This is a genomic window from Streptomyces venezuelae ATCC 10712 (assembly GCF_008639165.1).
GTDB classification, from domain to species: Bacteria; Actinomycetota; Actinomycetes; order Streptomycetales; family Streptomycetaceae; genus Streptomyces; species Streptomyces venezuelae.
On record NZ_CP029197.1, the window covers coordinates 5,560,777 to 5,579,970 of the forward strand.

Consider the following 19,194-nt stretch of genomic DNA (forward strand, 5'->3'; position numbering starts at 1 on the left):
CCGAGATGGTCCGCTCACGTGATCGCGACGTCCGGATAACGGAAGTCGCAGCACCGCATCACGTTTGAGCAAACATTCCTCGTCAGGGCTGGCGGGTGATCACAAGCGCATTGAAGACTCCCCGGAACACCGGGCGTTCGGCTCCTTTCGAGCACATGCCCAGCAGGTTGTTCCACCGAGCCGCTACCCGCGGCGGGCAAGGGCCGGCTACCGGCGGCCGAGAGGGGTCCTCACCACGATGACGGCACCACTGCACGAGACGAGTGCGGGCGAGTCGACCGCCACCGTCGGCGGCGCGCCCGACGCATCCGGCATTCCGGACAACTCCGGCAAGGCGATCGAGGGCCGCTCGCCCTGGAAGATCGCCTGGACCCGCCTCAAGCGCGACAAGCTGGCCCTCGCGGGCGCGTTCGTCGTCGTCTTCCTGATCCTCGTCGCGCTCTTCGCGCCGGTCATCGTCGGCCTGCTCGGCCACCCGCCGGACGAGTTCCACGAGGACCAGATCGACCCGCTCTTCGGCACCCCCATCGGCTCCTGGGGCGGTGTGAGCTCCGACTTCCTCTTCGGGGTCGAGCCGGTCAACGGCCGCGACGTCTTCAGCCGGATCGTCTACGGCGCGCGGATCTCGCTGCTCGTCGCCTTCCTGGCCGCGGTCTTCGCCGTCGTCCTCGGCACCCTCCTCGGCATCATCGCCGGCTACTTCGGCGGCTGGATCGACGCCGCCCTCAGCCGCGTCATGGACGTGATGCTGGCCTTCCCGCAGCTGCTCTTCACCATCGCGCTGGTCTCCGTGCTGCCGAACTCGCTGCTCGGCCTCGACGGTTCGGGCGTCCGGATCGCCGCCCTGGTGCTGGTCATCGGCTTCTTCGGCTGGCCGTACGTGGGCCGCATCGTCCGCGGCCAGACCCTCTCGCTGCGCAACCGCGAGTACGTCGAGGCCGCCCAGAGCCTCGGCGCGGGACGCCTGTACATCCTGCGCCGCGAGCTGCTGCCCAACCTGATCGCCCCGATCACGGTCTACGCGACGCTGATGATCCCCACGAACATCCTCACCGAGGCGGCCCTCAGCTTCCTCGGCGCGGGTGTGAAGCCCCCCACCGCTTCCTGGGGGCAGATGCTGTCGACGGCCATCACCACCTACGAGGCCGACCCGCTGTTCATGGTGATCCCCGGCCTCGCGATCTTCGTCACCGTCCTGGCGTTCAACCTCTTCGGCGACGGCGTGCGCGACGCGCTCGACCCGAAGGGCTCCCGCTGACCGTTCGCCGACCCGCACGACCCGCCCCTGCCGCTGGCGACAGGAGGCCCATCCCCAATCGGCGGACCGCCGTATCGGCCGCCACTATCCCGGAGGTTGCTGGAACCATGCTGAAGAGCTCTCAGCGCAGAATCGCCGCGGGCGCGCTGCTCGCGGCGGCCACGATGGTCGTCACGACCGCCTGTGGCGGCGGCAACGGCGACGGCGGCGACAAGGGCAAGGGCGGAACGCCCGGCTTCAACGCCGGCGTGAACAAGGTCGCCAACGCCTCCGACAAGAAGGGCGGCGAGCTGAAGTTCATCGGCTCGCAGGAGGCCGACTCGTGGGACCCGCAGCGCGGCTACTACGGCTTCGTGTGGGACTTCGCCCGCTACTACACGCGTCAGCTGGTCACCTTCAAGGCCGCGCCGGGCACCGCCTCCACCGAGCTCGTCCCGGACCTCGCCACCGACGCCGGCAAGGTCTCGGCGGACGGCCTCACCTACACCTTCACGCTGAAGGACGGGGTCACCTGGGAGGACGGCAAGCCGATCACCTCCAAGGACATCAAGTACGGCATCGAGCGCATCTGGGCCCAGGACGTCATCTCCGGCGGCCCGATCTACCTCCAGCAGGTCCTCGACCCCAAGGGCGAGTACAAGGGCCCGTACAAGGACACCTCCGCGGACAAGCTCGGCCTCAAGGCCATCGAGACCCCGGACGACAAGACCATCATCTTCAAGCTGCCGGTCGCCAACGGTGACTTCCTGCAGATGCTGGCCATGCCCGCCGCCTCCCCGGTCCGCCAGGACAAGGACACCAAGGCCCAGTACGGCCTGAAGCCCTTCTCCTCCGGCCCGTACAAGTGGCAGTCGTACACGCCGAACAAGTCCATCAAGCTCGTCCGCAACGACAAGTGGGACGCCAAGACGGACAACGTCCGCAAGGCGCTCCCGGACAGCGTCAGCGTCACGTTCACCACGAACGCCGACGACATGGACAACCGCCTCGTCGAGGGCGAGTACGACCTCGACATCAACGCGACGGGCGTCGGCGCCTCCGCCCGCCAGAAGGTGCTCCAGCAGCACAAGGGCAACGTCGACAACCCGCAGACCGGCTTCATCCGCTACGCGGTCTTCCCGCAGACGGTGATCCCGAACATCGAGTGCCGCAAGGCGATCATCTACGCGGCCGACTCCAAGTCGCTGCAGACCGCCCGTGGCGGCCCGCAGGCCGGTGGCGACATCGCCTCCAACATGCTGCCGCCGGCGATCAAGGGTGCCGACCCGAAGGCCGACCCGTACGGCAAGCTCGGGGGTGCCCCGGACCTCGCCAAGGCCAAGGAGGCCCTGAAGAAGTGCGGTAAGCCGAACGGCTTCAAGACCACGATCGCGGTCCGCAACAACAAGAAGATCGAGATCGCGACCGCCGAGTCCCTCCAGCAGTCGCTGAAGGCCGTCGGCATCGACGCCCAGATCGACCAGTTCGACGGCGCCCAGACCTCCGGCATCATCGGTTCGCCGAAGGTCGTCAAGGACAAGGGCTACGGCATCATCATCATGGGCTGGGGCGCCGACTTCCCGACCGGCCAGGGCTTCCTGCAGCCGCTGGTCGACGGCCGCTTCATCCTCCAGAGCGGTAACAACAACTTCTCGGAGCTGAACGACCCGGCCGTCAACGGCCTGTTCGACCAGGCGCTGAAGGAGACCGACCCGGACAAGGCCGGCGAGCTCTACAAGCAGATCAACACGAAGGTGTCGGAGGCCGCGGTCTACCTGCCCTTCACCCACGAGAAGAACATCATCTGGCGCAGCTCCCGGCTGACCAACGTCTACACGGCCGACGCCTACAACGGCCGCTACGACTACGCGTCGCTCGGCGTCGTCAAGTAATCCGACCCGCTTCACCGGCGCACCACCCGCCGCCAGGTCCGAAGGGCAGGTGATGGCCGAGGGCGGCGGCCGGGGGACCCGATCGGGTCCCCCGGCCGCCGACCGGCCGACCGCATGCTTGCATACATAGTCCGGCGACTCTTCGCAGTCGTCGTGATGCTGCTCGTCGTCACCCTGGTGACGCTCAGCATCTTCTTCCTCATCCCCAAGATGACCGGCAGCGACCCTGCCGCGATGTTCGTCGGCAAGCAGGCGGATCCGGCTTCCATCGAGGCCGTCCGGCAGAAGCTGGGTCTGGACGAGCCGCTCCTGGTGCAGTTCTGGCACTTCGTCTCCGGCATCTTCGTCGGTCGTGACTACACCGGCGGTGGCGACACGATCCACTGTGCGATGCCGTGCTTCGGCTACTCGTTCCGCAGTGAGCAGGACGTGTGGTCGATGCTGGTCGACGCCTTCCCCGTCACCCTCTCCATGGTCCTCGGCGCCGCCGTGCTGTGGCTGATCCTGGGTGTCTCCACGGGTGTCGTCTCCGCGCTCAAGCGGGGCACGATCATCGACCGCGCGGCGATGATCACCGCGCTCGCCGGTGTCTCGCTGCCCATCTTCTTCACCGCCATGCTGGCGATGCTGGTCTTCCGCACCCAACTGGGCTGGCTCAACGCCTCGTACGTGCCGATCACCGACTCCTTCGGCGGGTGGTTCGGCGGCCTGCTGCTGCCCTGGGTGACCCTCGCCTTCCTGTACGCGGCGATGTACGCGCGGCTCACCCGCGCCACCATGCTGGAGGTCCTCGGCGAGGACTACATCCGCACCGCGCGGGCCAAGGGCCTGCCGGAGTCCGTCGTGCTCGGCAAGCACGCGATGCGCTCCACCATGACGCCCATCCTGACCATCTTCGGCATGGACCTCGGCGCCCTCGTCGGCGGCGCGATCCTGACCGAGACCGCGTTCAGCCTCCACGGCCTCGGCGCCCTGGCCATCCGGGGCGTGAGCGAGCGCGACCTGCCGCTGATCCTGGCCGTCACGCTCATCACCGCGGCCTGCGTCGTCGTCGCCAACCTCGTCGTGGACCTTCTCTACGCAGTGATCGACCCCCGAGTGAGGCTCGCATGACGGACAAGCTGACGAAGACCGGCGCGGCGGTGGGAGAACCCGTCGCCACCGGGTCCGCCCCCTCCGACGCCTTCCTCGACGTGCGCGACCTGAAGATCCACTTCCCGACCGACGACGGTCTGGTCAAGTCGGTCGACGGGCTCAGCTTCCAGCTGGAGAAGGGCAAGACCCTCGGCATCGTGGGCGAGTCCGGCTCCGGCAAGTCGGTCACCTCGCTCGGCATCATGGGCCTCCACACCGTCGGCCAGTACGGCCGCCAGAAGGCCCGCATCTCCGGCGAGATCTGGCTGAACGGGCGCGAGCTGCTCACCGCCGACCCCGACGAGGTCCGCAAGATGCGCGGCCGCGACATGGCGATGATCTTCCAGGACCCGCTGTCCGCGATGCACCCGTACTACACGGTCGGCCACCAGATCGTGGAGGCGTACCGCGTCCACCACAGCGTCGACAAGAAGACGGCGCGCAAGCGGGCCGTCGAACTCCTCGACCGGGTCGGCATTCCCGAGCCCGCGAAGCGGTTCGACAACTACCCGCACGAGTTCTCCGGCGGCATGCGCCAGCGCGCGATGATCGCCATGGCGCTCGTCAACAACCCCTCGCTGCTGATCGCCGACGAGCCGACCACCGCGCTCGACGTCACCGTGCAGGCCCAGATCCTGGACCTGATGCGGGACCTCCAGAAGGAGTTCGGCTCCGCGGTCGTCATCATCACCCACGACCTCGGCGTCGTCGCCGAGCTCGCCGACGACATCCTCGTGATGTACGGCGGGCGCTGCGTCGAGCGGGGACCGGCCGAGTCCGTCTTCTACGAGCCGCAGCACCCCTACACCTGGGGCCTGCTCGGCTCGATGCCGAGGATCGACCGCGAGCAGACCGATCGGCTCATCCCGGTCAAGGGCAACCCGCCCAGCCTCATCAACATCCCGAGCGGCTGCGCCTTCAACCCCCGTTGCCCGTACGCGGACGTCCCCAAGGGCGGCATCACGCGCACCCAGCGGCCGGAGCTGGCCCTCGCCGGCGACCGCCACTACTCGGCCTGCCACATGCCGCAGGAGGAGCGGACCCGTATCTGGACCGAAGAGATTGCGCCGAAACTGTGAGCGAGACCATGGAACCCCTCCTCAAGGTCACCGGCCTGAAGAAGCACTTCCCCATCAAGAAGGGGCTTCTCCAGCGCCAGACCGGCGCCGTCAAGGCGGTCGACGGTCTCGACTTCGAGGTCCTGCCCGGTGAGACCCTCGGCGTCGTCGGCGAGTCCGGCTGCGGCAAGTCCACGATGGGGCGGCTGATCACCCGGCTCCTCGAACCGACCGACGGCAGGATCGAGTTCCAGGGCAAGGACATCTCGCACCTCGGCGTCTCGGGCATGCGCCCGCTGCGCCGGGACGTCCAGATGATCTTCCAGGACCCGTACGGCTCGCTGAACCCGCGCCACACCGTCGGCTCGATCGTCTCCGCCCCCTTCAAGCTCCAGGGCGTGGAGCCCGAAGGCGGGGTCAAGAAGGAGGTCCAGCGCCTGCTGGGCCTGGTCGGCCTCAACCCGGAGCACTACAACCGCTACCCGCACGAGTTCTCCGGCGGTCAGCGCCAGCGCATCGGCATCGCCCGCGCGCTCGCCCTGAAGCCGAAGCTGGTCGTCGCGGACGAGCCGGTGTCGGCCCTGGACGTCTCCATCCAGGCGCAGGTGGTCAACCTGCTGGACGACCTCCAGCAGGAGCTCGGCCTCACGTACGTGATCATCGCGCACGACCTGTCGGTCATCCGGCACGTCTCGGACCGCATCGCGGTGATGTACCTCGGCAAGATCGTGGAGCTCGCGGACCGGAAGTCGCTCTACGAGAACCCGATGCACCCGTACACCCGGGCCCTGATGTCCGCGGTCCCGATCCCGGACCCCCGTCGCCGGGGCGCCAAGAGCGACCGCATCCTGCTGACCGGTGACGTCCCGTCCCCGATCGCCCCGCCGCCGGGCTGCCGCTTCCACACCCGCTGCTGGAAGGCGACGGAGGTCTGCAAGACCCAGGAGCCCCCGCTGGTGGAGCTCCGCCCGGGCCAGCGGGTGGCCTGCCACCACCCGGAGAACGCGGAGTCCCTGACGGTTCCGAAGGCCCGCGAGTCGGTCGACGTCACCATCACGAAGAAGCCGGCCCCGGCCGACCCGGAGGAGTAGCGGCCCCCGCCGCCCCGCCGCGGGCGGCGCCCGCCCCGTGGGGGCATGCGTTCCGCCCCGGCGGGGCGCATGCCCGCAGCGGAGACAATGGGGCGTGCTTCATGATTTGTTCAGCCCCGATGTCCAGCACGCCCTGGACCTCGTCGGCATCTTCGTCTTCGCCATCTCCGGCGCCCTGCTGGCCGTCCGCAAGAACTTCGACGTCTTCGGCATCGCCGTCCTCGCCGAGGTCACCGCGCTGGGCGGCGGTCTCTTCCGTGACCTGATCATCGGCGCCGTGCCCCCCGCCGCCTTCACCGACCTGGGCTACTTCCTGATGCCCCTGGTGGCGGCGGTTCTCGTCTTCTTCCTCCACCCGGAGGTCGAGCGCACCCAGACCGCCGTGAACGTCTTCGACGCCGCGGGCCTCGGCCTGTTCTGTGTGACGGGGACGACGAAGGCGTACGACTACGGCCTCGGTCTCACCTCCTCCGCCGCGCTGGGTCTCGCGACGGCCGTCGGCGGCGGTGTGCTGCGGGACGTGCTGGCGAACGAGGTCCCCTCGCTGCTGCGCTGGGACCGCGATCTGTACGCCGTCCCGGCGATCGTCGGCGCCGCGATGGTCGTGCTCTGCATCCGTTTCGACGCGCTCAACGGGTTCACCAGTGCCGCCGCCGTGCTCACCGCCTTCGCCCTGCGTCTGCTCGCGATGCGCTACCACTGGCGCGCGCCCCGGGCCTGGAACCGGCGGTCCTCGGCTCGTGAGGAACCCGAAAAAGCTACCGCTCAGTAGCCTCTCTGGGGTACCGTCGGAAACATGAGCACGAGCATCGAGATCCCCGCCGTGACGGGCGAGAACGAGAGCGGGAGCGAGTTCGACCGCGACACCGCCGTCACCCTCCGCGCGCCCGGCGTGTACGACGCCGACCTCTCCGCCGGCTGGACGATCATCCAGGCGGTCAACGGCGGCTACCTCCTCGCACTGCTCGGCCGCGCCCTCGGCGACCACCTCCCGCACCCCGACCCGTTCACGATCTCGGCGCACTACCTGACGCCGTCCGTGCCGGGCCCCGCGGTGATCAGGACCGAGACCGTCCGCACCGGCCGCACGCTCTCCACCGGCACGGCCTCCCTCTTCCAGTACGAGGAGGACGGCACCGAGGTCGAGCGCATCCGGGTCCTCGCCTCGTACGGGGACCTCGACGCCCTGCCCGACGACGTCCGCACCACCGCGACGCCCCCGGCGATGGCCGCCATCGAGAACTGCTTCGGCGCCTCGGACGGCCCGACCCCGCAGATCCCCGGCTCCTCGGCGATCACCGAGCGGCTCGACATCCGGCTCGACCCGTCGTGCGTCGGCTGGGCGGTCGGCGCGCCGTCCGGGAAGGGCGAGATGCGGGCCTGGTTCGGCCTCGCCGACGGCCGCGAGCCCGACCCGCTGTCCCTGCTCCTGGCGGTCGACGCGCTGCCGCCGACCTCCTTCGAACTGGGCCTCAAGGGCTGGACCCCCACGGTCGAACTCACCACCCACGTCCGCTGCCGCCCGGCCCCGGGCCCGCTGCGGGTCTCGATCACCACCCGCAACCTCGCCGGCGGCTTCCTGGAGGAGGACGCCGAGGTCTGGGACAGCGCCGACCGCCTGGTGGCCCAGTCCCGTCAACTGGCGCGCGCACCGCGCGGCTGACCCGCGCGGGGCCGACCCCGACACGTGGCCGGCCCCGACGGCCGACGGCACGTCCGGCACGTCCCGCGGCGCGCCGGTCGGCGCGCAGCCGGCGCACCGGTCGGCGCGCCCCGCGGCGTAAACCGGCCACCCGGCGGGTGCGGGGCGGTGGGCTCGTAGAATCGACCCACCATGGCTTACCTCGACCACGCCGCGACCACGCCCATGCTGCCCGAGGCGATCGAGGCGATGACCGCCCACCTCGCCGTCACGGGCAACGCCTCCTCCCTGCACGCCGCCGGACGGCGGGCCCGGCGGACCGTCGAGGAGGGGCGCGAGACCCTCGCCGCCGCGCTCGGCGCGCGGCCGAGCGAGGTCGTCTTCACCTCCGGCGGCACCGAGGCCGACAACCTCGCCGTGAAGGGCCTCTACTGGTCCCGCCGCGACGCCGACCCCCGCCGCACCCGCGTCCTCGCCAGCCCGGTCGAGCACCACGCGGTGCTCGACGCCGTCGACTGGCTCGCCACCCACGAGGGCGCGGACGTCGAGTACCTCCCGGTCGACCGGTACGGCCGGGTGCATCCCGAGACGCTGCGCGAGGCGATCGCCCGGGATCCCGACTCCGTCGCGCTCGCCACCGTCATGTGGGCCAACAACGAGATCGGCACCGTCCTGCCGGTCCGCGAACTGGCCGATGTCGCCGCCGAGTTCGGCGTGCCGCTGCACGCCGACGCCGTCCAGGCCGTCGGCCAGGTCCCGGTCGACTTCGCCGCCTCCGGGCTCGCCGCGATGACCGTATCCGGCCACAAGATCGGCGGCCCCTACGGCATCGGCGCCCTGCTCCTGGGTCGCGAGCACACCCCCGTGCCCGTGCTGCACGGCGGCGGGCAGGAGCGGCACGTCCGCTCCGGCACCCTCGACGTGCCGGCCGTCGCCGCATTCGCCGTCGCCGCGCGGCTCGCCACCGAGCGGCGCGAGGAGTTCGCCCGCGAGGTCGGCGCCCTGCGCGACGAGCTCGTGGCCGCCGTGCGGGCGCTCGTCCCCGATGTGATCCTCGGCGGCGACCCCGTCGAGCGGCTGCCCGCCAACGCCCACTTCACGTTCCCCGGCTGCGAGGGAGACTCCCTGCTCCTGCTGCTCGACGCCGCCGGGATCGCCTGCTCCACCGGCTCGGCCTGCACCGCCGGCATCGCCCAGCCCAGCCACGTCCTGCTCGCCACCGGTACCGACCCGGACCTGGCCCGGGGCACCCTGCGCTTCTCGCTGGGCCACACCTCCACCAAGGAGGACGTCGCGGCGGTCGCGGACGCGATCGGCCCGGCGGTGGAGCGGGCGAGGACCGCGGGCCTCAGCTGAGCCGCGGCGCGCCCGCGTCGAAGGCACTCACGCGCGTGCCTTCGACGCCTCCCGCACCAGCTTCAGATAGCGGTCCCAGTCCCAGTGCGGACCCGGGTCGGTGTGGTCGGTGCCCTCGACCTCGACGTGCCCGATGATGTGCCGCCGGTCCACGGGTATCCCGTGGCGGGCGCATATGTCGGCGGCCAGCCGCGCCGACCCGGCGTACATCGCGGCGGTGAAGTCCTGCGGCCGGTCGACGAAGCCCTCGTGCTCGATGCCGACGCTCCGCTCGTTCATGTCGCGGTTCCCGGCGTGGAAGGCCACGTCGAGCTCGCGGATCATCTGCGCCACGTGACCGTCCTTGCGGACCACGTAGTGCGCGGCGGCGCCGTGCGCCGGGTCCTTGAAGACCTTCAGGGCGGAGGCGTAGCTCCCCTGGACGACGTGGATCACCACCCGGTCGATCGTGTAGGCGTCGGGCCGGTCGGCCCGCCGCCAGTTCGCCCGGGACGCCGCCGTCCATTCGGCGGGCTTGTGGTCCAGCTCGCCCTCGACCCGCTTCTTCTCCATTCCCGGCAGCCGCCACCACAGCCGCCCCAGCTCGTCCCCGGCCACCGCGACCGTGCCCACGGCGGCGGCCGCGCCGCCGATCAGCACGGCCCGTCGCCCCACCCGGCGGCGGTCCGCCCCGCTCCCCGTGTCCTTCGACTTGCTCCCCATGCCGGAGAGAACGCTTACTAACGCGACCGTGGTTCCCGGCGCCCCGTACCCTGGTAGGGCTATGACTAAGACTCTCCGCGTCCTCGCCGCCATGTCCGGCGGAGTGGACTCCGCCGTCGCCGCCGCCCGCGCCGCCGAAGCCGGTCACGACGTCACCGGTGTGCACCTCGCCCTCTCCGCGAATCCGCAGTCCTTCCGTACCGGAGCGCGCGGCTGCTGCACGATCGAGGACTCCCGTGACGCGCGCCGGGCGGCCGACGTCATCGGCATCCCCTTCTACGTGTGGGACCTCGCCGAGCGCTTCCGCGAGGACGTCGTGGACGACTTCGTCGCGGAGTACGAGGCCGGCCGCACCCCCAACCCGTGCCTGCGCTGCAACGAGAAGATCAAGTTCGCGGCGCTGCTCGACAAGGCGCTCGCCCTCGGCTTCGACGCGGTCTGCACCGGCCACTACGCCACGGTCGTCCTGAACGAGGACGGCTCGCGCGAGCTGCACCGCGCCTCCGACATGGCCAAGGACCAGTCGTACGTGCTCGGCGTGCTCGACGAGAAGCAGCTGGCGCACGCGATGTTCCCGCTGGGCGACACGCTCACCACGAAGGACGAGATCCGGGCGGAGGCCGAGCGGCGCGGGCTCGCGGTCGCGAAGAAGCCCGACAGCCACGACATCTGCTTCATCGCCGACGGCGACACCCAGGGCTTCCTCGCCTCCCGGCTCGGCAGGGCGGAGGGCGACATCGTCGACGAGGCCGGCGCCAAGGTCGGGACCCACGAGGGTGCCTACGGCTTCACCATCGGCCAGCGCAAGGGCCTGCGGATCGGCCACCCCGCCGCCGACGGCAAGCCGCGTTACGTCCTGGACATCTCGCCGGTGAACAACACGGTGACGGTGGGCCCGGTCGAGGCCCTCGACGTCACCGCGCTCACCGCGATCAAGCCCCGCTGGTGCGGCACCGCCCCGGAGGGCGAGGGCCGCTACACCGCCCAGCTCCGTGCCCACGGCGGCGAGACCGAGGTGACGGCGTCCCTGGCGGACGGCGAGCTCACGGTCTCCTTCGACGAGCCGGTCCGCGGCGTGGCCCCGGGCCAGGCGATCGTGCTGTACGACGGCACGCGCGTGGTGGGCTCGGCGACGATCGCCACGACGGTACGGCGCACGAGGACCGCCCCGGAGGCGGCCCCCGAGGCGGCCCCCGCGACGGCGTAGCCCCCGGCCCGCCCGGTCACGGTCGCGGCCTGCTCAGGCCGCCTCCGCGGGCTCCCGCTCTTCGCCGAGGAACTCCTCGAGGACCGGGGCGAGGACGTGCGGCGCCACCTCGTGCGTCTGGCCCGTCAGGGTGCGGTGCCGGGCCCGGGGGAGGGCCGCCGTCACGGCGCGGGCCACCTGCCGGGTGCCCGCCGGGCTGGCGCCCCCGTCGACCACCAGCACGCGCGCGTGCACCCGCGCGAGGAGCCGCTCCGGCACCGCCCCGTCGCCGAGCACCGCGAGGTCGTACGCGAGGGTGTGCGCCAGCTCCGCCAACCCGGGCCGCAGCCCCGCGGGCACCGTCGACTCCGCGAGGAACAGGTCGAGCGCCTCGGCCGGCCGGCCCCCGCCGAGCAGCTCCGCCACCCGCCGCCGCTCGGCCGCCGCCGCGTACGGCGGCTCGAACACCGTCACCGCCCCGGCCGGCAGACCGGCGGCCACCGCGGCGAGGACCAGCGCGCCCCCGGTCCCCGTCCCGTGCAGCGCCGCCCCCGGACCCGCCGCCGCGACCACCGCGGCCAGGTCCTCGACCTCCCGCTCCACCGCGTACGGCCCGCCGTCCCCGCTGCCGCCGCGCCCCCGCCGGTCGTACGCCACGACCGAGAAGCGCCGGGCCAGGAGCCCGCCCAGCAGCCGCTCGCCCGCCGCCGTGCCCAGTGCCCCGCTCACCAGGACCAGCGGCGGCCCCTCGCCGTACCGCTCGTACGCGATCGGCGTCCCGTCCCGCGACACGACCCGTCCCCGAACCCCGGCCGGCGGGGTGCTCACCTCATCCATGGCAGGTGAGACCGGAGCCGCCGCCCGAACTCATCGCCCCGCGGCGGGATTTCCCGGAGGAATTCTGAAGTCCCTGGTCAGGGCCTACGGTGGGGCCATGAACATCTGTGTCTTCCTCTCCGCGGCCGACCTCGACGAGCGCTACACGGGCCCCGCCCGGGACTTCGCGCGCCTCCTCGGGAAGGCGGGTCACACCCTGGTCTGGGGCGGCTCCGACACGGGCCTGATGAAGGTCGTCGCGGACGGCGTCGAGGAGGCCGGCGGCCGGCTCGTGGGCGTCTCCGTCGACTTCCTCGCCCACAAGGCCCGCCCGGGCGTCGACGAGATGGTCGTCGCCAAGGACCTGGCCGAGCGCAAGGCGCTCCTGCTCGCCAAGTCCGACGCGATCGTGGTCATGGTCGGTGGCACCGGCACCCTCGACGAGGCCACCGAGATCCTGGAGCTGAAGAAGCACGGCAAGCACTCCAAGCCGGTCGTCGTGCTCAACACGGCGGGCTTCTACGACGGCCTCAAGGACCAGTTCCGCCGGATGGAGGAGGAGGGCTTCCTGCCCGTCCCCCTGGCCGGCCTCGCCCTGTTCGCGGACGACGCCCCGACGGCCCTGGCCCACCTGGAGGAGAACATCGCCTCCCGCTGATGCGAGCATGGTGACCATGGCTACACATGTGATCACCGGAGCCGGTTCCGGCATCGGCGCGGCCGTCGCGCGCCGCCTCCACGCGCGCGGGGACGAGCTCGTGCTGCACGCCCGCGACGCGGGGCGGGCCAAGGAGCTCGCCGGACGGTTCCCCGGCGCGCGGACGCTCGTCGGAGACCTCGCCGACCCGGACCGGCTCTCCTGGGCGTTCTCCCACCAGAGCCTGCCCGAGCGGGTGGACGGCCTGCTGCACATCGCGGGCGTCGTCGACCTCGCACCGGTCGGGGACCTGACCCCCAAGACCTGGCACCACCAGCTCAACGTCAACCTGATCGCCCCGGCCGAGCTCACCCGGCACTTCCTGCCCCAACTGCGGGTCTCCCAGGGCCACGTCGTCTTCGTGAACTCGGGCGCCGGGCTCGCCGCGCACGCCGAGTGGAGCGCGTACGCCGCCTCCAAGCACGGCCTCAAGGCGCTCGCCGACTCCCTGCGCCACGAGGAGCACGGCAACGGCGTGCGGGTCACCTCGGTCTACCCGGGCCGCACGGCGAGCCCCATGCAGGCCAAGGTGCACCAGCAGGAGGGCAAGGAGTACGACCCGTCGCGGTGGATCGACCCCGAGTCCGTCGCGACGGCGATCCTCACCGCGATCGACCTCCCGCGCGACGCGGAGATCAACGACCTCACCGTTCGACCGGGGCGGTAGCCATGGGAGACGACACCAAGCTCTTCGGGTCCGCCACCGGCGTCGGCTCCCTGCCCGGCGGCGACGCCCGCGAGGCCGCGAAGACCGTCACCGGGTCCTTCGAGGACTTCCCGTTCCTCGCCGAGCTGCCCGCCCGGGGCCCCGGCGCCGACATGATCGGCCGGACCGTCGGCATGCTCGTCGACCTCTACGCGCACGTGGAGCCGAGCGGCTGGCGGATCAGCGACCGGCCCGGCCGCGACACCAAGCGCGCCCGGTCCTGGCTCGGCGAGGACCTGGACGCCCTGGAGGAGTTCACCCAGGGGTACGAGGGACCGCTCAAGGTGCAGGCCGTGGGCCCCTGGACGCTCGCCGCCGCCCTGGAGCTGCGCGGCGGCGAGGCCGCCCTCGGGGACGCCGGCGCCTGCCGCGACCTGGTGGGCTCGCTCGCCGAGGGGCTGCACGGCCACCTCGCGGAGCTGCGCAAGCGGATCCCGGGGGCGGAGCTCGTCCTCCAGCTCGACGAGCCCTCGCTCACCGCCGTGCTGCGCGGCCACGTCCGTACCGCCAGCGGCTACCGCACCTACCGGGCCGTCGACCGGCAGGTCGTGGAGAGCGCCCTGCGCGAGGTCGTCGCCGTCCACGACGGGCCGGTGGTCGTCCACTCCTGCGCCCCCGACGTGCCGTTCGCGCTGCTGCGGCGGGCCGGCGCGGCGGGCGTCTCGTTCGATTTCTCGCTCCTCACCGAACGTGACGAGGAGCCGATCGGCGAGGCGGTGGAGGCCGGCACGAAGCTCTTCGCCGGTGTGGTGCCGTCCACCGACACGGCATTGTCGGACCCGGGCGGTAGCGTCATGGGTGTCAGGACGCTGTGGCGCAGGCTGGGGCTGAATCCGGGGACTCTCGCCGAGTCCGTGGTCGTCACCCCCACGTGCGGGCTCGCGGGCGCGTCGCCCGCCTACGCCCGCGCGGCGCTCGCCCACTGCGCCAGAGCGGCACGGTCGCTCGCGGACAACCCTGAGTAACGGGAGGACGAAACGGTGGCAGTCGAACAGGGGGCCCTGCCCGCCGAGGCACGGGAGAAGCACGCCGAGCTGGCCGAGCAGATCGAGGAGCACCGCTTCCGGTACTACGTGAAGGACCAGCCGGTCATCAGCGACGGCGAGTTCGACAAGCTCCTGCGCGCCCTGGAGGCGCTGGAGGAGGAGTACCCGGAGCTGCGCACGCCGGACTCCCCGACCCAGAAGGTCGCGGGGCAGTACGAGACCGACTTCACGTCCGTCGAGCACCGCGAGCGGATGCTCTCCCTGGACAACGCCTTCGACGACGAGGAGCTCACCACCTGGGCCGACCGGGTCGCGCGGGACGTCGGCACCCCCGACTTCCACTATCTGTGCGAGCTCAAGGTCGACGGCCTCGCGGTGAACCTGACGTACGAGCACGGGCGGCTGACCCGGGCCGCGACCCGCGGTGACGGCCGCACCGGCGAGGACATCACGCCCAACGTCCGGACGATCGCCGACATCCCGGAGCGGCTGCGCGGGGACCGCGTCCCGGACCTCGTGGAGATCCGCGGCGAGGTCTACTTCCCGATGGAGGCCTTCGAGGGGCTCAACGCCCGCCTGGTGGAGGCCGGTGACAAGCCCTTCGCCAACCCGCGGAACGCGGCGGCGGGTTCGCTCCGCCAGAAGGACCCCAAGGTCACCGCCTCCCGGCCGCTCCACATGGTCGTGCACGGCATCGGCGCCCGGGAGGGCTTCGACATCTCCCGGCTCTCCGACACGTACGAGCTCCTCCACGAGTGGGGCCTGCCCACCGCCAAGCACAACAAGGTGGTCGGCTCGCTCGGCGAGGTGCGGGAGTTCATCGCGTACTTCGGGGAGAACCGTCACTCCGTGGAGCACGAGATCGACGGGGTCGTCGTCAAGCTCGACGAGATCCCGCTCCAGGGCCGGCTCGGCTCCACCGCGCGCGCCCCGCGCTGGGCGATCGCCTGGAAGTACGCGCCGGAGGAGGTCAACACCAAGCTGATCGACATCAAGGTCGGCGTCGGCAGGACCGGCCGGGTCACCCCGTACGCGCAGGTGGAGCCGGTGACGGTGGCCGGTTCCGAGGTGGAGTTCGCCACCCTGCACAACCAGGAGGTGGTGAAGGCCAAGGGCGTCCTCATCGGCGACACGGTGGTGCTGCGCAAGGCCGGTGACGTCATCCCGGAGATCCTCGGGCCGGTCGCCGACCTGCGGGACGGCAGCGAGCGGGAGTTCGTGATGCCCGCCGAGTGCCCGGAGTGCGGGACGCCGCTGAAGGCGATGAAGGAGGGCGACATCGACCTCCGCTGCCCGAACGCCCGGACGTGCCCGGCCCAGCTGCGGGAGCGTCTGTTCTTCCTCGCCGGGCGCCAGTGCCTGGACATCGAGAACTTCGGCGCGGTGGCCGCGGCGGCGCTGACCCGCCCCCTGGAGCCGGCCGAGCCGCCGCTGGTGGACGAGGGCGACCTCTTCGACCTCACCATCGAGCAGCTGCTGCCGATCAAGGCGTACGTGCTGGACCCGGACAGCGGGCTGCCCCGGCGGGACCCGAAGACCGGCGAGGAGAAGATCGTCACGGTCTTCGCCAACCAGAAGGGCGAGCCGAAGAAGAACGCCCTGGCGATGCTGGAGAACATCGCGGCCGCGAAGACGCGCCCGCTGGCCCGCTTCATCAACGGGCTGTCGATCCGGCACGTGGGGCCGGTCGCGGCCGAGGCGCTGGCCCGTGAGTTCCGCTCCCTGGAGCGGATCGAACAGGCGAGCGAGGAGGAGCTGGCGGCGGTCGACGGCGTCGGCGGGATCATCGCGGCCGCGGTGAAGCAGTGGTTCTCCGAGGAGTGGCACCGCGAGATCGTGCGCAAGTGGCGGGCGGCCGGGGTGAGTCTGGAGGACGAGGGCGCGGGGGAGGACGTGGGCCCGCGTCCGCTGGAGGGGCTGACGGTCGTCGTGACCGGGACGCTGGAGAACTTCACCAGGGATGGCGCAAAAGAGTCCCTCCAGAGCCTCGGAGCGAAGGTGACCGGTTCCGTTTCGAAGAAGACCTCCTTCGTGGTGGTCGGTGAAAACCCTGGTTCGAAGTACGACAAGGCGATGCAGCTGAAAGTTCCGGTTCTGGACGAGGACGGCTTCAAGGTCCTGCTCGAACAAGGGCCCGAGGCCGCTCGGGAGGCCGCCGTCCCCGTCGCGGAGTAGCCTCCCGGCCCCCTCGCGACGGCCGCGCGAAGCTCACCCGTTCGGCGCATACCAGATCGTTACGGGTGGCCGGGTCGCATTCGGGCAAGACAGGGAGAGCGCTGCCCGTCGAAGCCCTCGGCGGCCTAGTGTGGTGACCGTGCGCCCAGTCCTGCACGGCCGCGCGAGGGCTGAGCCGGTCGTGGCGCCAGGACAACGGCCCCGTGGCACGACGCACGGCCGCCCGACAGCGGCCGTACGACGGACCGGCCGGACGACGTACGGCCGCCTGACCGCGGCCCATCGCACACCGACGGCACCGCCGCCTGTGAGAGGGACGGAAATGGAACCGACCGAGAGCGCCGCCCCGGTCCCACGGCCGCACGGCCGTGTGGCGCCCGAGGGCTTCACCTCCCGGCTGCCCGCAGCCGTGGTGGGCATCGCCGCCGTCGTACTCGTCGCGGGCCTCCAGCAGGCCCTCACCGCCGGCCACGGACTCTTCCCCGACGGGGTCACCGGCTGGTCCCTCGCCGTCCTCACCGGACTCATCGTCGGCCACCTGGTCGCCCTGGGCCGGGACCGCTGGTGGGGCGGCACCGGCTCCGGCGCCGCCCTCACCCTCGCCGTCCTCCTGCTGTACGGCTGGGTGCCCGCCGGACTGGTCTCCATGACCGTCGTCGCCCTGGTCGGCGCCGCCCGCCGGCACCGCTGGCGCCAGGGCGTGCTGCACGGCGCCGCCGACGTCCTCGGCGTGGCCGTCGCCGCCCTCGTCCTCGCCCTCTTCGGGGACGTCCCCACCGTCGAACAGCCCTGGCAGCCCCTCGACTGGACCATCGGGGACCTCCCGGAAGTCGTGCTCGCCGCCGCCACCTATCTCGTGGTGACCCGGCTCCTGCTGTGGTACACGCTCGCCCCCCAGGGCCGCGGCCTGCCCACCGTCGCCCGCACCGCCCTCCTGCGGCAGGGCCTCGTCGCCGTCGCCCTCCTCGGCATCGCCCCGCTGATCTGCGTCGTCGCCGCCAGCAGCCCCGTCCTGCTGCCGCTCTTCGCCGTCCCCCTCATCGCCCTCGACTCCACCCTGTGGATCGCCCGCGCCCGCGCCGAGGAACAGCTCCGCGACCCGCTCACCGGCCTCCCCAACCGCCAGTGGCTGCTCGAACGCGCCTGGACCGCCCTCGAGGAGGCCGAGGGCGAAGGGGCCCGCGCCGCCCTCGTGCTGATCGACCTCGACCGCTTCCGGTCGGTCAACGACACCCTCGGGCACCTCGCGGGCGACCGGCTGCTCCTCCAGATCGCCGAACGGCTCCGCCTCGCGCTGCCCCGCGGCGCCGAGGCCGCCCGGCTCGGCGGCGACGAGTTCGCCGTCCTGCTGCCCACCGCCGACTCCACCACCAGCGCCCAGCGGGTCGCCCGCCACCTCGTCGCCGAACTCTCCTCCCCGCTCGACCTCGACGGGCTCACCCTCGTCCTGGAGGCCAGCGCGGGCGTCGCCGTCTTCCCCGACCACGCCCTCGACGCCGAAGGCCTGCTGCGCCGCGCCGACGTCGCCATGTACCAGGCCAAGCGGGACCGCACCGGCGTCGAGGTCTACGAGTCCAAGCGCGACTCCAACACCCCCGACCGGCTCGGCCTCCTCGGCGACCTCCGCCGCGCCCTCGACGCCGGCGAGGTCGAACTCCACTACCAGCCCAAGGTCCAGTTCGACGGCCAGGTCGCCGGCCTCGAAGCCCTCGTCCGCTGGGTCCACCCCGAGCGCGGCAAGGTCCCGCCGGACGAGTTCATCGCGATCGCCGAGTCCTCCGGCCTGATGCCCCACCTCACCGAGTACGTCCTGGAGACCGCCCTCGCCCAGGTCGCCCGCTGGCGCGCCCAGGGGCTGAACGTGCCGGTCGCCGTCAACGTCTCCCCGCGCGACGTCCACACCCCCGGCTTCGCCGGCGCCGTCGCCGCCCGGCTCGCCCGCCACGGCGTCCCGGCCGGCGCGCTCCAGCTGGAGATAACGGAGCACGTGCTGCTTGAGGACCCCCAGCGGGCCGCCGACACGCTCAACGGCCTCACCGGCCACGGCGTGAAGATGTCGCTCGACGACTTCGGCACCGGCTACTCCTCCCTCGTCCATCTGCGCCGCCTGCCCGTCAGCGAACTGAAGATCGACCGCTCCTTCGTCGCCCGGCTCGCCGTCGACACCGAGGACGCCGAGATCGTCCGCTGCACCGTCGACCTCGCCCACTCGCTCGGCCTCCTCGTCGTCGCCGAAGGAGTGGAGGACGACGAGACCTGGGAGCGCCTGCGCGACCTGGGCTGCGACGCCGTCCAGGGCTGGCTGGTCGCCGCCGCGATGCCGCCCGGTGAGGCCACCGCCTGGCTCCTCGCCCGAGGCGAGCACGGCTGGCGCCGCCCCGCCGACATCGCGGCCGAACTGGCCGTGGACCACCCCTCCGGCCAGGTCGTCCAGTAGGCCGTGTCACCCCGGCGCGACGACCCCGGGCAAACCGTTTCACGGGCAGCGGCACCGGCCCCATAGGATGGGCCCACAC

At 71.9% G+C, this 19,194-nt stretch carries 16 protein-coding genes; 14 read left to right on the plus strand and 2 right to left on the minus strand.

Annotation, left to right across the window (positions count from 1 at the left end; translation table 11 throughout):
- Positions 1 to 238 precede the first annotated feature (238 nt).
- The 8 genes from DEJ43_RS25820 to DEJ43_RS25855 all read left to right on the plus strand — a co-directional run bounded on the left by DEJ43_RS25820 (position 239) and on the right by DEJ43_RS25855 (position 9,410).
- On the plus strand, positions 239 to 1,258 hold the full coding sequence (locus tag DEJ43_RS25820) for an ABC transporter permease (protein ID WP_015036334.1): 1,020 nt from the start codon (positions 239 to 241) through the stop codon (positions 1,256 to 1,258).
- 107 nt (positions 1,259 to 1,365) lie between these two features.
- A complete protein-coding gene (locus tag DEJ43_RS25825) occupies positions 1,366 to 3,129 on the plus strand; it encodes an ABC transporter substrate-binding protein (protein WP_015036335.1) in 1,764 nt (587 codons plus the stop codon).
- 114 nt (positions 3,130 to 3,243) lie between these two features.
- Entirely contained in the window at positions 3,244 to 4,242 is a 999-nt protein-coding gene (locus DEJ43_RS25830; RefSeq protein WP_015036336.1) for an ABC transporter permease, read from the plus strand.
- Positions 4,239 to 5,342, plus strand: a complete 1,104-nt coding sequence (locus tag DEJ43_RS25835) for an ABC transporter ATP-binding protein (RefSeq protein WP_015036337.1) — start codon at positions 4,239 to 4,241, stop codon at positions 5,340 to 5,342. The genes DEJ43_RS25830 and DEJ43_RS25835 overlap by 4 nt, the downstream gene beginning before the upstream one ends.
- 8 nt (positions 5,343 to 5,350) lie before the next feature.
- The gene (locus DEJ43_RS25840; RefSeq protein ID WP_051026167.1) at positions 5,351 to 6,412 is read left to right on the plus strand and encodes an ABC transporter ATP-binding protein; all 1,062 of its coding nucleotides are present in this window, start codon (positions 5,351 to 5,353) and stop codon (positions 6,410 to 6,412) included.
- A 94-nt stretch (positions 6,413 to 6,506) separates the two neighbouring features.
- Entirely contained in the window at positions 6,507 to 7,184 is a 678-nt protein-coding gene (locus DEJ43_RS25845) for a trimeric intracellular cation channel family protein (RefSeq protein WP_015036339.1), read from the plus strand.
- Positions 7,185 to 7,208: 24 nt separating this feature from the next.
- On the plus strand, positions 7,209 to 8,075 hold the full coding sequence (locus DEJ43_RS25850; RefSeq protein WP_015036340.1) for a thioesterase family protein: 867 nt from the start codon (positions 7,209 to 7,211) through the stop codon (positions 8,073 to 8,075).
- A gap of 171 nt (positions 8,076 to 8,246) precedes the next feature.
- Positions 8,247 to 9,410, plus strand: a complete 1,164-nt coding sequence (locus DEJ43_RS25855) for a cysteine desulfurase family protein (RefSeq protein WP_015036341.1) — start codon at positions 8,247 to 8,249, stop codon at positions 9,408 to 9,410.
- Positions 9,411 to 9,437: 27 nt separating this feature from the next.
- On the opposite strand, the gene DEJ43_RS25860 is transcribed toward DEJ43_RS25855, so the two are convergent.
- The gene (locus tag DEJ43_RS25860; protein WP_150253471.1) at positions 9,438 to 10,112 is read right to left on the minus strand and encodes an N-acetylmuramoyl-L-alanine amidase; all 675 of its coding nucleotides are present in this window, start codon (positions 10,110 to 10,112) and stop codon (positions 9,438 to 9,440) included.
- 61 nt (positions 10,113 to 10,173) lie between these two features.
- Here DEJ43_RS25860 and mnmA point away from each other — a divergent pair, with 61 nt between their 5' ends.
- The gene (gene mnmA, locus DEJ43_RS25865) at positions 10,174 to 11,319 is read left to right on the plus strand and encodes a tRNA 2-thiouridine(34) synthase MnmA (RefSeq protein WP_015036343.1); all 1,146 of its coding nucleotides are present in this window, start codon (positions 10,174 to 10,176) and stop codon (positions 11,317 to 11,319) included.
- A gap of 33 nt (positions 11,320 to 11,352) precedes the next feature.
- Here mnmA and DEJ43_RS25870 read toward each other — a convergent pair whose 3' ends face one another.
- A complete protein-coding gene (locus tag DEJ43_RS25870; protein WP_015036344.1) occupies positions 11,353 to 12,135 on the minus strand; it encodes an alpha/beta fold hydrolase in 783 nt (260 codons plus the stop codon).
- Between the two features lie 97 nt (positions 12,136 to 12,232).
- Between DEJ43_RS25870 and DEJ43_RS25875 the strand changes: the two genes are divergently transcribed.
- The 5 genes from DEJ43_RS25875 (at position 12,233) to DEJ43_RS25895 (ending at position 19,115) form a co-directional block, all read left to right on the plus strand.
- A complete protein-coding gene (locus tag DEJ43_RS25875; protein ID WP_015036345.1) occupies positions 12,233 to 12,772 on the plus strand; it encodes an LOG family protein in 540 nt (179 codons plus the stop codon).
- A gap of 7 nt (positions 12,773 to 12,779) precedes the next feature.
- The gene (locus DEJ43_RS25880; RefSeq protein WP_015036346.1) at positions 12,780 to 13,478 is read left to right on the plus strand and encodes an SDR family oxidoreductase; all 699 of its coding nucleotides are present in this window, start codon (positions 12,780 to 12,782) and stop codon (positions 13,476 to 13,478) included.
- Positions 13,479 to 13,480: 2 nt separating this feature from the next.
- On the plus strand, positions 13,481 to 14,482 hold the full coding sequence (locus DEJ43_RS25885) for a methionine synthase (protein WP_015036347.1): 1,002 nt from the start codon (positions 13,481 to 13,483) through the stop codon (positions 14,480 to 14,482).
- A 15-nt stretch (positions 14,483 to 14,497) separates the two neighbouring features.
- On the plus strand, positions 14,498 to 16,678 hold the full coding sequence (gene ligA / locus DEJ43_RS25890) for an NAD-dependent DNA ligase LigA (RefSeq protein ID WP_015036348.1): 2,181 nt from the start codon (positions 14,498 to 14,500) through the stop codon (positions 16,676 to 16,678).
- A gap of 322 nt (positions 16,679 to 17,000) precedes the next feature.
- Positions 17,001 to 19,115, plus strand: a complete 2,115-nt coding sequence (locus DEJ43_RS25895; RefSeq protein WP_015036349.1) for a putative bifunctional diguanylate cyclase/phosphodiesterase — start codon at positions 17,001 to 17,003, stop codon at positions 19,113 to 19,115.
- Positions 19,116 to 19,194 lie beyond the last annotated feature (79 nt).